Here is a 13,090-nt window from a genome sequence, read left to right as displayed (position 1 = left end):
CCAGGATCGCGCGAACAGGCTCAAGTCAACCAACACCAGGATGCGCACTACCCTTACTTCGTGCCCGCCACCTGCCACGGAGGCAGCAGGCCTCGCCGGGACCTTCATCGTTCCCCGCGACGGCGTCATCGCGCCCGCCGGGCCGGGCTTGCTGGCCGCGAACATGCGGCGATCACCCGTGAACCGCTTCCTGCTGCCAGCAGGGTTCTCCTGCACAGCGTTGCCGTCCAGGCGCTGCCCGTTGGTGCAGCGGCAGCACGCCCCATTCGGTGACGGCAACGGCGCATGAGTCGCGCAGCGCATCCATTTCTGCTTGCCGCGCCACCCGACGCGGCGTTCCCGCCGGCGGAGCTCGCGCTGGCCGAGCCCGATGGCCTGCTGGCAGTCGGCGGCGATCTGACGCCGGTACGCCTGCTCAACGCCTATGCCGGCGGCATCTTTCCGTGGTTTTCCGAAGGCCAGCCGATCCTGTGGTGGTCGCCGGACCCGCGCATGGTGTTCCATACCGATGGCGTACACCTGTCATCGCGCTTCCGCCGGGCGCTGCGCGCCAGCGCCTGGACGGTCACCGCGGACACCGCGTTCGCCGAGGTGATGCAGGCCTGCGCCAGTGCGCCACGACCGGGCCAGGACGGCACCTGGATCACCGCCGGCATGCATCGCGCCTATGTGGAACTGCACCGGCTCGGGCATGCGCATTCGGTGGAGGTGTTCGACGGCCCGCAACTGGTCGGCGGCATCTATGGCGTGGCCATCGGCCGCATGTTCTTCGGCGAAAGCATGTTCAGTGGCCGCAGCGGCGGCTCCAAGGTCGCCCTGGCGGCGCTGGCGCATGTCCTGCATGGCTGGGGCTGGCCGTTGATCGACGCCCAGGTGGAGAACCCGCACCTGCTGCGCATGGGGGCCGTGCACCTGCCGCGCGATGTGTTCCTGGCCCGGGTACGGGCGCTGGTCCGGGAGGCGGAAAGCCCACCGGCCGGGAGCTGGACCCGCCGTTTCGGCCGCTGGCCGGCCGCGGTTCTGGCGGGCGGGAACGCGGTTTAACGCAAACTTTGCATGATGGCGCGGCGCGGGGTAAAATGCGCGGCTTCCGGGCCTGAAAAGGCCATCCGCAGAACCGCACAGGATTACATGTCGAAAGACGACTCCATCGAGTTCGAGGGCACCGTCAGCGAGACGCTGCCGAACACCACTTTCCGCGTTCGACTGGAAAACGGGCATGAGATCATCGCCCACATTTCCGGCCGCATGCGCAAGAACTACATCCGCATCCTTACCGGCGACCGCGTCAAGGTTGAAATGACGCCGTACGACCTGACCAAGGGTCGCATCACCTACCGCATGAAGTAAGCGCGGTAGCCGTGCATCCCCGAAGCCAGCCCTGGGCTGGCTTTTTTGCGTGCCTGCGATCCGCGTGAACCAGGCCGGAAACGACGACGGCGGCCGCAGCCGCCGTCGCCAGGCAGGGCCCTGCCCGCCTCAGACCGTGGCCGGCAGCAGATGCTCCGGCTCGGCCTCGGTCTCGACCACCAGTTCGCCGTTGCGCACGTCGATGCTGACCCTGCCGCCGCCCACCAGCTTGCCGAACAGCAGTTCGTCGGCCAGTGGGCGCTTGATCTGGTCCTGGATGACGCGGGCCATCGGCCGCGCGCCCATCTGCGGATCGAAGCCGTGGCGGGCCAGCCAGTCGCGCGCGGCCGCGGTCGCCGACAGCGCGACGTGCTTGTCCTGCAGCAGCATCTCCAGTTCGATCAGGAACTTGTCCACCACCCGCAGGATGTGGTCCAGCCCCAGCGCCTGGAACTGCACCACCGCATCGAGGCGGTTGCGGAACTCCGGGGTGAAGCTCTTGCGGATCACTTCCATCGCGTCGGTGGCATGGTCCTGCCGGGTGAAGCCGATCGAGCGCCGCGAGGCCTGCGCCGCGCCGGCGTTGGTGGTCATCACCAGGATCACGTTCTTGAAGTTGGCTTCGCGGCCGTTGGTGTCGGTGAGGATGCCGCGGTCCATGACCTGCAGCAGGATGTTGAAGATGTCCGGGTGCGCCTTCTCGACCTCGTCCAGCAGCAGCACGCAGTGCGGCGTCTTGACGATCTTCTCGGTCAGCAGCCCGCCCTGGTCGAAGCCGACATAGCCCGGGGGCGCACCGATCAGGCGGCTGACCGAATGCGGCTCCATGTACTCGCTCATGTCGAAGCGCACCAGCTCGATGCCCAGCTGCAGCGCGAGCTGGCGGGTGACCTCGGTCTTGCCCACGCCGGTGGGGCCGGCGAACAGGAAGTTGCCGATCGGCTTCTCCGGGTTGCCCAGCCCCGAGCGCGACAGCTTGATCGCCGAGGCCAGCGATTCGATCGCCGGGTCCTGGCCGAAGATCACCATCTTCAGGTTGCGCTCCAGGTGCCGCAGCACGTCCTTGTCGGTGGCGGTGACCTGCTTGGCGGGAATCCGCGCCATCTTGGCGACGATGGCCTCGACCTCCTCGACGTCGATGGTCGCCTTGCGCTCGGCCTCCGGCAGCAGGCGCTGGCGCGCGCCGGCCTCGTCGATGACATCGATGGCCTTGTCCGGCAGCAGGCGGTCGCCGATGTGCTTCACCGACAGGTCCACCGCCGCCTGCAGCGCGTCGTCGGCGTAGGTGACGCTGTGGTGCGCCTCGTACTTCGGGCGCAGGCCCCTGAGGATCTCGTAGGCCTCGCCCACGGTGGGCTCGACGATGTCGATCTTCTGGAAGCGGCGCGCCAGCGCCCGGTCCTTCTCGAAGATGCCGCGGTATTCCTGGAACGTGGTCGAGCCGATGCAGCGCAGCTCGCCGGAAGCCAGCGCCGGCTTGATCAGGTTGCTGGCATCCATGGTGCCGCCGGACGCCGACCCGGCACCGATGATGGTATGGATCTCGTCGATGAACAGCACCGCGTTGGGAACCTTCTTCAACGCGCCGATCACGCCCTTCAGGCGCTTCTCGAAATCGCCACGGTACTTGGTGCCGGCGACCAGGGCGCCCAGGTCGAGCGAGTAGATGACCGCGTCGGCCAGCACCTCCGGCACCTCGCCGTCGACGATGCGCTTGGCCAGGCCCTCGGCGATGGCGGTCTTGCCGACACCGGCCTCGCCCACGTACAGCGGGTTGTTCTTGCGGCGCCGGCACAGCACCTGGATGGTGCGCTCGATCTCGTCGCGGCGGCCGACCAGCGGGTCGATGCGGCCTGCACGGGCCTGCTCGTTGAGATTGCTGGCGTATTCGGCCAGTGCGTCGCCCTTGGCCTCGCCCTCCCCGCCCTCGGCGCGGCCCTCGCCGTCGATGGACGGCGAAGCGTCGCCCTCGTCGCCGGACTTGGCGATGCCGTGGGACAGGTAGTTGACGATGTCCAGCCGGGTCACGTCCTGCTGGTTGAGGTAGTAGACCGCGTGCGAATCCTTCTCGCCGAAGATCGCCACCAGCACGTTGGCGCCGGTGACTTCCTTCTTGCCCGAGGACTGCACGTGGTAGACGGCGCGCTGCAGCACGCGCTGGAAACCGAGCGTGGGCTGGGTATCGCGGCCATCATCGTCGGCCAGGCGCGAGACCGAGGTCTCCACGGCCTGTTCCAGATCCCGGCGCAGGCGGTCCAGGTCGGCGCCACAGGCCTTGAGCACGGCCTGGGCGGAAGGATTTTCGAGCAGGGCGAGCAGCAGGTGTTCGACCGTCATGAACTCATGACGTGCCTCGCGGGCGCGCTTGTAGCACTGGCCAATCGTCTGTTCGAGGTCTTTGCTGAACATGGGGGACTCCGACTGCGGTTGGAGACAATATGCGGCCTTACTGCACGTTTTCCATCACCCTACCGGATGCCGGTGTTCAGACGGCGTTAGCAGAGGCCGGACGGGGGCGGCAGCGGCCGTTTCCCACACCGGAAAGCGGCATCCACCGGGGTGGCATGCCCACAATGGATGCGGGTCCGGCGATGGCCAATACGGTCACCAGCAGCATGCCCGGAACAGTGCGGACCGCCGGTGGCGCGAGTGCGGTGTGCGCCGGCCTCGCCGGCGCGGCGGGGCGCTCAGGCCCTCTCCATCGTGCACAGCAGCGGATGCTGGTTCATGCGCGAGAACTCGTTGACCTGCGCGACCTTGGTTTCGGCGACTTCGCGGCTGTAGACCCCGCAGATGCCGCGGCCACGGGTATGGACGTGCAGCATCACCTGGGTGGCCTTGTCCAGGTCCATGGCGAAGAAGTTCTGCAGTACGGCCACCACGAAGTCCATCGGGGTGTAGTCGTCGTTCAGCAGCATCACCTGGTACAGCGGCGGCGGCGCGACCTCGGGCTTGCCGGGTTCCACCAGCAGGCCATGGTCGTTCTCGTGTTGGAGCTTGCGGGGCATGCCCGGAATTATAGCGGCTGGCCCGGTGCAGCTGCGCCGAATTGGACGTGAACACCCCGCCCACCGCACAATTTGCGCCTGATCAACCAATCCCGCAGGGAACGCATGAAGAAGTACGTGGCAGCAATGATGGTGGCGGGCGTGTGCGCCGGCATGGCCGGGAACGCCCTCGCTGGCGAGCCCGATGCCGCCGTCGGCCGGCTGCTCGACTCGCTGGAATACAAGTATGAGGTCGACGAGGATGGCGATTACCGCCTGGTGTTCGACATGGAGGACGAACGCACCCAGCTGGTGTTCGTGCGCTCGTCGGTCGAGACCTATGGCGCCCATCGCGTGCGCGAGATCTGGTCGCCGGGCTACAAGGCCCCCGGCCCGCAGTTTCCGGCACTGGTCGCCAACCGCCTGCTGGAGGACGCCAACGACTCCAAGCTCGGTGGCTGGGTAAAGCAGGGCGACCTGGCCATGTTCGTGGTCAAGATCGACGCCGATGCCAAGGCCGACGTGCTCAGCGACGCCATCGACGCGGCGATCAAGAGCGCCGATGCGATGGAACTGGAACTGACGGCGAAGGACGAGTACTGAGGGTGAATGCGTTGAGCTCCCAGCGCTGGGCGCCACACGTCACCGTGGCCACCGTGGTGTGCCGCGCCGGGCAACTGCTGCTGGTGGAAGAGGAAAAGGACGGGCGGCGGGTGTTGAACCAGCCGGCCGGCCACCTCGATGCCGGCGAAAGCCTGGTCGAGGCGGCCGTGCGCGAGACCCGCGAGGAAACCGGCTGGGAGGTGCGGCCCACCGCGTTCATCGGCGCCTACCAATGGAACGCGCCCGACGGCACGCCGTTCCTGCGCTTCGCCTTTGCCGCCGAACCGCTGCGGCAGCATCCGGAGCAGCCGCTGGACAGCGGCATCGTGCAGGCGCTGTGGCTGACCCCGGCGGCGCTGCAGGCGGACATGGCGCGGCTGCGCAGCCCGCTGGTGTGGCAGACCGTTTCCGACTGGCTGGCCGGGCAGCGTCATCCGCTTTCCCTCGTGAGGCAGCTGCGATGAGCCGCCCGGATGTGGTGGTGGGGGTCTCCGGCGGGGTCGATTCCTCCGTCGCCGCCCTGCTGCTGGTGCAGCAGGGGCTGGATGTCGCCGGTCTGTTCATGCAGAACTGGGCCGACGATGGCAGCGGGCATTGCCGCGCCGAGGACGACCGCCGCGACGCGGTGGCCGTGTGCGGGCGGCTGGGCATCCCGTTCCATTTCCGCGATTTCTCGGCCGAGTACTGGCAGGGCGTGTTCGAGCATTTCCTGGCCGAGTACGCGGCCGGGCGCACGCCGAACCCGGACGTGCTGTGCAACCGCGAGGTCAAATTCAAGCACTTCCTGGACGCCGCCCGCGAACTGGGCGCCGGACGCATCGCCACCGGCCACTATGCCCGGGTGGAACAGTCGGGCGGGCGCTGGCGGCTGCTGCGCGGTGCCGACCGCGGCAAGGACCAGAGCTACTTCCTGCACCAGCTGGGCCAGGCGCAGCTGGCCGCCACCATGTTCCCGATCGGCCACCTGGAAAAGAGCCAGCTGCGCCGGATCGCCCGGGAAAGCGGGCTGCCGACCCACGCCAAGAAGGACTCGACCGGCATCTGTTTCATCGGCGAGCGCGATTTCCGCCAGTTCCTGGGCCAGTACCTGCCCGCGCGCGAAGGCGAGATCCGCGATCCGCACGGACAGCCCATCGGCCGCCACCCGGGCGTTTTCTATTTCACCCTGGGCCAGCGCGAGGGCCTGAACATCGGCGGGGTGCGCGGGCGGCCGGCGGCCCCCTGGTATGTGGTCGGCAAGGACGTGGCGGCCAACATCCTGTATGTCGACCAGGGCCACGACAGCCCCTGGCTGCAGTCCAGCCGGCTGCGTAGCGAAGCCATGCACTGGATCGCCGGCAGCGCGCCTGCCGCCACCTTCACCTGTACCGCGCAGACCCGCTACCGGCAGCCGGACGAACCCTGCCGCGTGAGCGTGGGTGACGACGGCACCGTGCAGGTACAGTTCGAGCGGCCGCAGCGGGCGGTCACGCCCGGCCAGTCGCTGGTGCTGTATGACGGCCCCGAATGCCTGGGCGGCGCGGTCATCGCCGCCACCGACGCTGCGCTCGAACAGCGTGCGCCCTGGCCCGTTTCCCTTGAGAGGCAAGCATGAGTTCTTCCTTCGACGACCGTGTCCTGGCACTGGCCGGCATCGCCCAGGCCCTGCAGCAGGTGCGGCGCATTGCCGAAACCGGCCATTCCGACAGCGCGGTGGTCCGCACCGCGATGGACAGCGTGATGCGCATCGACGCCCCGTCCCCTGCCGCGGTATACGGCGACAGCCACCAGCTCGAACCGGGGCTGCGCCTGCTGCGCGACTATTTCGGCAACCAGGGCAAGGACGCGCTGCTGCCGCGCCTGGCGCTGTCGGTGATGCAGCTCGAACGCCGCTTCGTGCGCGAACGCGCCACCGTGGACAAGGTCCAGGCCGGCATCGAGCGCGCCGCCGCGCAGGCCCGCGAGCTGGGCGACCCGGCCCACCCCGAAATACTGGGCGCCATGGGCGGCCTGTACGCGGACACCATCAGCCAGCTCAAGCCGCGGATCATGGTGCAGGGCAATCCGCACTACCTGGGACAGGCGGGCGTGGTCGCCGAGATCCGTGCCCTGCTGCTGGCGGCGGTGCGCTCGGCGGTGCTGTGGCGCCAGCTTGGCGGCAGCTACTGGGACTTCCTGTTCTCGCGCAAGGCCATGCTCGAAGCGATCTCGCGAAGGTTGCGCGGCGGCGGCTAAAGACCCGACCGGCACGGCCGATACTGCAATCGTGACTCTCCCGAGAACGTCCATGTATTCACGCATTGCAATCCGCCTGGCCGCCCCGCTGGCCCTTACCTTCCTGCTGGCATTGGCGCTGGCCTTCGCATGGCCCGCGGCCGTTGTGTGGGCGGTCCTGACCACGATGGCGCTGAGCTGGCTGGTGTTCGCCTACTGGAGCGCCTACAGCCAGTCGCAGCGTTCGCCCGAGCACGCCCGCGTGCTCAAGGAGCAGGACCAGCTGCTCAACGAGCTGCGCAGCTTCGTCAGCAACGAGATCGATGGTTCGCGCGGCGAGATCGAGCGCGCCCGCGAACTGATCCGCCAGGCGGTCGCCGGGCTGGGCAGCAGCTTCGATGCGATGAACCGCAAGTCGCGCCAGCAGAGCCAGGCGCTGGCCCGCATCGTCGACCGCGCCGGCGAGGATGGCGGTGGCGGCGTGGACGTGGCGCGTTTCGCCCAGCACGCCAGCCACCAGATGGAGCAGCTGGTCGAGGCGCTGGAACAGGTCAGCGGCCAGAGCAGCAACACCGTGCAGCACATCGACCAGATGGCCCAGCACCTGGACGGCATCTTCGCCCTGCTGGAGGACGTGAAGTCGATCGCCGACCAGACCAACCTGCTGGCGCTGAACGCCGCCATCGAGGCCGCGCGTGCCGGCGAAGCCGGGCGCGGGTTCGCGGTGGTCGCCGACGAGGTGCGCAACCTGTCCGAGCGCTCGACCACCTTCAACGAGCAGATCCGCAAGCTCGCGCACAGCTCCAAGGACGCGATCGCCAAGGTCCGCGAGACCGTCTCGCACATGGCCTCGCGCGACATGGACCGCTCCCGCGAGGCGCGCCACGAGGCGGCGGCCATGCTGGAGAACGTGGCGGCGATCAACAACTCGCTGGGCGATGGCATGCGCGAGATCTCCGAATGCGGCCGTGCCATCGACAGCAGCGTCGCCGACGCCGTGCGTGCCCTGCAGTTCGAGGACATCGCCACCCAGGCGCTGGGCGGCGTGCACACCCACCTGGACCGCCTGACCGCGATCAACCGCGAAGCCGTGGCGCTGCAGGAACTGCTGCATCGCAGTGGTGGCGTGCTCGACGGCGAGCTGGTGCTCGCGCTGCAGCGTACCGGCAGCCGCCTGCGCGAGATGCGCAGCGAATGGGAACGCCCGCCGCACAAGCCGGTGGCACAGCAGAGCATGGGCGCGGGAACGGTTGAGCTGTTCTGATTCCCGCCACGATGCGACAACGACCCCGGCCCCGGCCCCGGCCGGGGTTTTGTCGTTGCCGGCCGGCTGGGCGGAGGTCGAGGCAGCGGTGAGCCCACAGACGGCGGAAGCCGTGCCCGGTGCCGGTGCCGCCGCCGCGCGTGCCCGCCTGGCGGCACTGGAGGCCCTGGTACAGCAGGAACTGGAACGCAGCGGGCAGCTGCCGATGGCGGATTTGCCGGAGCAGGATGATCCGTCGGCGACCCTGGTGGCCTGGGACCTGGCCTTCTGCCGACGTGCGGCGCGCACTGTGATCGAATAGCCGCGCCACGGCGACGACCGCCGGGGCCCGGCGAGCCACGCCATCCACCGCGGAAGCATCCGCGCCGCGCGCCCCGCGACCTGCCGCATGCCGGGCGCATCGGCCGGCGCATGCTGCCGCTGCCGGCATCCCCGACTGCTTCGCCGCCCAGGCCGACCGCCCCTCCCCGCCCGCCTGCAGCCACGGGTGCCGGCCGGTGCGATGCGGACACGCCGGTTCCGCTCCCTCGACCTGCAGGCCCCGCGCCGCCCCGGGCGACAGACCGTGCACGCGTGCCTGCCGTCGGCCGGTTGCTCGCGGCTGCCAGGCTCTGTCGCACCCCGCGACGGTGTGCGGGCGATTCAAGGGGCGAGGTTGTGGGCTGCGCTTCGGCCACGCCTGCGATCAGGGTGGCGGGAGCAACGCGCGGGCACCGTGGCGCGGGCGTGGCAGCCCCGCTCCACCTGGGGACTGGACGCAGCAGGAAGCGGCGTGCGGGCCGAGCCGATGCTCAGCCGACGGTGGCCGGAAGGTCAGCCTGCGTGGGTGCCTGTGGGCCCGGGCCGTCACCCTCGTCGCAGCGACGCAGCCACTGGGCCATGTCCCGCGAAGGCAGCGGGCGCGAGTACAGGTAGCCCTGGATCTCGTCGCACCCCTGGCGCAGCAGCATCGCCTCTTCCTGGCGCGTTTCCACGCCCTCGGCCACCACCTGCATGCCCAACGCATGGCCGAGGTGGACGATGGCCTGGGTGACCTCGGCGGTGCCGGCATCGTGCAGCATGCGCTGGACGAAGCTGCGGTCGATCTTCAGGCGCTGTACCGGGAAACGGTTGAGGTAATGCAGGTTGGAGAAGCCGGTGCCGAAGTCGTCCACGGCCAGCAGCACGCCGTTGCGCTCGAAGGTGTCGAAACACTGCCGCAGCGCGTCGCTGTCGCGGATCAGGGCCGATTCGGTGAGCTCGAGTTCCAGCCGGTGCGGTGGCCAGCGGTGGCGTTCGCAGATGGCGATCACCTGCTCGGCGAAGCCGCGCTCGCGCAGCTGCATGGCCGATACGTTCACCGCGATGCGTTCGAACATCAGCCCCGCGGCATGCCAGGCGGCCGCCTGTCGGCAGGCTTCGTTGAGCACCCATTCGCCGATGCGGGTGATCTCGCCGCACTTCTCCGCCACCGGGATGAACTCGGCCGGGCTGCACGGCCCCAGTTCCGGGCAGACCCAGCGCAGCAGTGCCTCGATCGCCGGCGGTCGTGTGCCATCGACATTGACCAGGGGCTGGTAGACCAGCTGGAATTCCTCGCGCTCGAGCGCGCCGTGCAGCGCGTGCTCGATCTGCAGGCGTCGCTGGATCCCGGCCAGCACGTCCTGGCTGTAGTACTGGTAGGTGTTGCGACCGGCTTCCTTGGCCGCGTGCATGGCGGCGTCGGCCGCGCGCAGCAGGGTGTCGAAATCGCGATGGCTGTCGTCGGCGAGCGCGATGCCCACGCTGGCCCCCACCTTCAGCGTGGTGTCGCCACGGTGCAGCGGCGAGGCCAGCGAGGCGATCAGCTTGCGCGCGACATGGCCGGCATCGGCCGGGTCGGCGAGGTGGCGCAGCACCACGACGAACTCGTCGCCATTGAAGCGGCCGAACAGGTCGGCGTTGCGCAGGTTCTGGTGCAGCCGCGCCGCGGCCGCCTTGAGCAGCATGTCGCCGGTGGCGTGGCCGAAGGTGTCGTTGATCGACTTGAAGCCGTCCAGATCGACGAACAGCATCGCCAGGATCTTGCCGTTGCGGCGCGACTCGGCGATGGCCTCCTCGGTCTGCTCGCGCAGCAGGATGCGGTTGGGCAGCCCGGTCAGGAGGTCGTAATGGGCCAACAGCTCGATGCGCTCGTTGGCCTCGCGTTCGCGGGTGATGTCGCGGAACAGCACCACGAAGCGCTCCGGCAGGCCTTCGCGCCGGTCCAGCTCGATCTGCACCTGCACCCACACCCGCTGCCCGGAATGCCGGTAAAAGCACAGGTCCAGCTGTTCGGGCAGGCCACCTTCGGCGATGCGGGTAAGCGCGGCTTCGAAGCTGTCGCGCGAATCGGGCGTGTACAGCGCCAGCGTCTGCTCCAGCGTCACCGGCTCCTTGCGCAGGCCGTGGATGCGGTAGCACTCATCGGTCCAGAGCATGCCGCGGGTGGTCACCTCGATCTCGCAGCCGCCGATGCGGCCCAGCGCCGAAACGCGGTTGAGCAGTTCGGTGCGCCAGCGGATCAGGGCGTCGGTCTGGCGCTGCTCGGTCACGTTCTGCAGCTGCCCGGCCACGCGCCGCACGCGCCCGCTGGCGTCGTGCCGGGGATGCATCCACACCCGCAGGTGGATGCCCGGGACTTCCATCGGTGCCGCCGCCAGCACCAGTTCGAATGCGTGCGGCTGGCCTTCGCGGTGCAGCCGTCGCCACGCCGCCAGCACCTGGGCGCGGGCATCGGCGTCGAGCATGTCCAGCCAGCGCCGGCCCGGCGGCATGCTGCCCGGGGGACGGCCGATGGCGGCGAGCATCTCGTCCGACCAGGAAAAGCCGCTGTCACGCTCCCACGACCAGGTCCCGAGGCCCGCGATGCGCTGCAGGTGGCGCAGTTGCGCCTGCTGTTCCTGCGCATCGGCCCCCGGCGCATCCGCCGAAGTGATGCCGATGCGGATACCGGCCATGCGCAGTGCCTGGCCGTCGGCCGTCCGCGCCACCACCTGGCCATGATCGTGCACCTGTTGCCAGCCGCCATCGGCGCGGCGCACGCGCAGCCGGCAGGCGTAGGCGACGGCAGGGTCGCGCAGGTGCGACCGCAGAGCGGCCTGCTGCATGGCGCGGTCGTCCGGGTGGGTGCGTTGCAGCCATTCGTGCACGGTGCCGGTGACGGGGGCGGCTCCGGCGCTGCGCTCCAGGTACGCCAGCAGGTGCGCCGGCACGTCCCACTCCCAGACGCCGTGGCCGGCGTCATGCAGCAGCTGCGGCCAGCGCCCGTCCACCAGCGAGGCGGCCGGGACGGCACTGAAGATGTACGCGCAGACCGTACCGTCCTGCGCGCGCGCAGCACTCAGGAAGCCGTCCACGCGCTGCTCCCCGACGGGCACCGAACACGGCAGCAGTCCCTGGTCGGCGACCCGGTCGCGCAGGCCCAGCAGGGCCAGCCGATGCAACTGCAGGCCACGCGGCAGATCCAGGGTGCGGGCCGTGGCATTGGCGGCCAGCGGATGGCCCTCCGGATCGAGCAGCACGATCGCCCCCTCCAGCGGGTGGCTCATCATGCTCGCAATCACGCCCTGATCCACGCGCTACCGCTCCAGTCAAACACCCGAGGTCCGGGAACTCTAGGGATAGCGGCAGCCGTTCATGGAAATTGAGTACTGCGTCATCGCGGTTTGCGATGGCCCGTTAAGATGTCGCTGGATCGAACTCGGCACCCTGCCACGGCACATGCAAAACGGCTCCCTCCCTTCACGCCATCCGGCCCCCACGGAGTCGGCAATGGCCGGCCTGCAACGCACTACATATGGTGTTGTGGCGGCAGGCGGCGCATTGATCCTGCTGTGCGGCCTGCTGCCCTGGACCTGGCGGGCGATTCCGGCCCATCCGCTGGCCTGGAGTGTGACCTCCGTCATCTTGGTTGCCGCCTACATGGCACTTGCCCTGCTCCTGCTCCTGCCGCGGCTGGCCCGGGTACGGGTGCTGGCGGCGCGCGACGTCAGCGAGCTCGAGACCAGTCGCAAGGCGCTGGAGACGGGAAACCGGGAACTGCAGGCCATGGCCGGGCGTCTGTTCTCGGTGCAGGAGGATGAGCGCCGGGCGATTTCCCGTGACCTGCACGACGATATCGGCCAGGCCGTCACCGCGATCAAGCTGGCCGCGCATGCGGCGATGGACGAGGACGATGCCCAGCGCCGGCGCGAGGATCTGGAGCAGATCGTGGAACTGGTCGACAGTACCGTGGTGCGGCTGCGCAACCTGTCGATGCTGCTGCGCCCGCCGCAGCTCGATGCGCTCGGGCTGGAGGCGGCGCTGCGCTGGCAGGCCGGGCAACTGTTCCGTTCCTCGCCGGTGGAGCTGCTCATGGATGTGGAGGACCTGCCGCAACGCCCCGACAACGAGGTCGAGCAGGCCTGTTTCCGCATTGCCCAGGAAAGCCTGACCAACGCCCTGCGGCATGCGCTGGCCAGCCAGGTCCGGCTGTGCCTGGAGGACGATGGCGGCGGCCGGCTGCGGTTGCGCGTGACCGACGACGGCGAAGGCTTCGATCCGGACGGCCCGCGTGGGCTGGGGCTGGTGGTGATGCGCGAGCGCGCGCAGAGCGTCGGCGGCTGGCTGCGCATCCACACCGCGCCGGGCGAAGGTACCCAGGTCGAGCTGCACCTGCCCTACCGCATGCCGCAGGCGGCCGCCTGCGGCATGC

Annotated in this window: 11 protein-coding genes and 1 pseudogene; 9 read left to right on the top strand and 3 right to left on the bottom strand. The window is 69.3% G+C overall.

What is annotated here, in order from left to right; all coding sequences use genetic code 11:
* Nucleotides 1-285: 285 nt before the first annotated feature.
* Nucleotides 286-1,044: a leucyl/phenylalanyl-tRNA--protein transferase gene (aat, locus tag ABB33_RS17255; protein ID WP_056932916.1), complete on the top strand. Its 759-nt coding sequence runs from the start codon at nt 286-288 to the stop codon at nt 1,042-1,044.
* An 87-nt stretch (nt 1,045-1,131) separates the two neighbouring features.
* Complete coding sequence (gene infA, locus ABB33_RS17250) at nt 1,132-1,350, top strand: translation initiation factor IF-1 (protein WP_005409596.1); 219 nt, start codon at nt 1,132-1,134, stop codon at nt 1,348-1,350.
* Nucleotides 1,351-1,479: 129 nt separating this feature from the next.
* Here infA and clpA read toward each other — a convergent pair whose 3' ends face one another.
* Together clpA and clpS are read right to left on the bottom strand one after the other, a co-directional pair.
* Nucleotides 1,480-3,759 carry an ATP-dependent Clp protease ATP-binding subunit ClpA gene (gene clpA, locus ABB33_RS17245; RefSeq protein ID WP_056932915.1) on the bottom strand — a complete coding sequence of 760 codons (2,280 nt, stop codon included), beginning with the start codon at nt 3,757-3,759 and terminating at the stop codon, nt 1,480-1,482.
* Between the two features lie 278 nt (nt 3,760-4,037).
* Nucleotides 4,038-4,358, bottom strand: a complete 321-nt coding sequence (clpS, locus tag ABB33_RS17240) for an ATP-dependent Clp protease adapter ClpS (RefSeq protein WP_054665702.1) — start codon at nt 4,356-4,358, stop codon at nt 4,038-4,040.
* Nucleotides 4,359-4,463: 105 nt separating this feature from the next.
* Between clpS and ABB33_RS17235 the strand changes: the two genes are divergently transcribed.
* From ABB33_RS17235 to ABB33_RS17210, 6 genes are all read left to right on the top strand, one after another.
* Nucleotides 4,464-4,940, top strand: a complete 477-nt coding sequence (locus ABB33_RS17235) for a type III secretion system chaperone family protein (RefSeq protein ID WP_056932914.1) — start codon at nt 4,464-4,466, stop codon at nt 4,938-4,940.
* Between the two features lie 2 nt (nt 4,941-4,942).
* Nucleotides 4,943-5,404: an NUDIX hydrolase gene (locus ABB33_RS17230; protein WP_056932913.1), complete on the top strand. Its 462-nt coding sequence runs from the start codon at nt 4,943-4,945 to the stop codon at nt 5,402-5,404.
* A complete protein-coding gene (mnmA, locus tag ABB33_RS17225) occupies nt 5,401-6,534 on the top strand; it encodes a tRNA 2-thiouridine(34) synthase MnmA (RefSeq protein WP_056932912.1) in 1,134 nt (377 codons plus the stop codon). Before ABB33_RS17230 ends, mnmA begins: the two co-directional genes overlap by 4 nt.
* On the top strand, nt 6,531-7,154 hold the full coding sequence (gene hflD / locus ABB33_RS17220) for a high frequency lysogenization protein HflD (RefSeq protein WP_054665713.1): 624 nt from the start codon (nt 6,531-6,533) through the stop codon (nt 7,152-7,154). Before mnmA ends, hflD begins: the two co-directional genes overlap by 4 nt.
* Nucleotides 7,155-7,206: 52 nt before the next feature.
* Nucleotides 7,207-8,397 (top strand): methyl-accepting chemotaxis protein, encoded by a 1,191-nt coding sequence (locus tag ABB33_RS17215; protein ID WP_054665716.1) that lies wholly within the window; start codon nt 7,207-7,209, stop codon nt 8,395-8,397.
* Between the two features lie 88 nt (nt 8,398-8,485).
* Nucleotides 8,486-8,698, top strand: a complete 213-nt coding sequence (locus tag ABB33_RS17210; RefSeq protein WP_152985152.1) for a hypothetical protein — start codon at nt 8,486-8,488, stop codon at nt 8,696-8,698.
* Nucleotides 8,699-9,188: 490 nt separating this feature from the next.
* Here ABB33_RS17210 and ABB33_RS17205 read toward each other — a convergent pair whose 3' ends face one another.
* The gene (locus ABB33_RS17205) at nt 9,189-11,972 is read right to left on the bottom strand and encodes a bifunctional diguanylate cyclase/phosphodiesterase (protein WP_056932910.1); all 2,784 of its coding nucleotides are present in this window, start codon (nt 11,970-11,972) and stop codon (nt 9,189-9,191) included.
* A 391-nt stretch (nt 11,973-12,363) separates the two neighbouring features.
* Here ABB33_RS17205 and ABB33_RS17200 point away from each other — a divergent pair.
* A pseudogene (locus tag ABB33_RS17200) lies at nt 12,364-13,090 on the top strand (sensor histidine kinase); the annotation flags it as partial.

The sequence above is a fragment of the Stenotrophomonas acidaminiphila genome (genome assembly GCF_001431595.1).
Taxonomy (GTDB): domain Bacteria; phylum Pseudomonadota; class Gammaproteobacteria; order Xanthomonadales; family Xanthomonadaceae; genus Stenotrophomonas; species Stenotrophomonas acidaminiphila.
The sequence above is the reverse complement of the archived record's forward strand: the minus strand, read 5'-3'. Positions and strand labels throughout refer to the sequence as shown.

Excerpts from the sequence above, each read along its gene's own strand:
- aat (WP_056932916.1), top strand. The coding sequence starts at position 286 with ATGAGTCGCGCAGCGCATCCATTTCTGCTTGCCGCGCCACCCGACGCG.
- infA (WP_005409596.1), top strand. The coding sequence starts at position 1,132 with ATGTCGAAAGACGACTCCATCGAGTTCGAGGGCACCGTCAGCGAGACG.
- clpA (WP_056932915.1), bottom strand. The coding sequence starts at position 3,759 with ATGTTCAGCAAAGACCTCGAACAGACGATTGGCCAGTGCTACAAGCGC.
- clpS (WP_054665702.1), bottom strand. The coding sequence starts at position 4,358 with ATGCCCCGCAAGCTCCAACACGAGAACGACCATGGCCTGCTGGTGGAA.
- ABB33_RS17235 (WP_056932914.1), top strand. The coding sequence starts at position 4,464 with ATGAAGAAGTACGTGGCAGCAATGATGGTGGCGGGCGTGTGCGCCGGC.
- mnmA (WP_056932912.1), top strand. The coding sequence starts at position 5,401 with ATGAGCCGCCCGGATGTGGTGGTGGGGGTCTCCGGCGGGGTCGATTCC.
- hflD (WP_054665713.1), top strand. The coding sequence starts at position 6,531 with ATGAGTTCTTCCTTCGACGACCGTGTCCTGGCACTGGCCGGCATCGCC.
- ABB33_RS17215 (WP_054665716.1), top strand. The coding sequence starts at position 7,207 with ATGTATTCACGCATTGCAATCCGCCTGGCCGCCCCGCTGGCCCTTACC.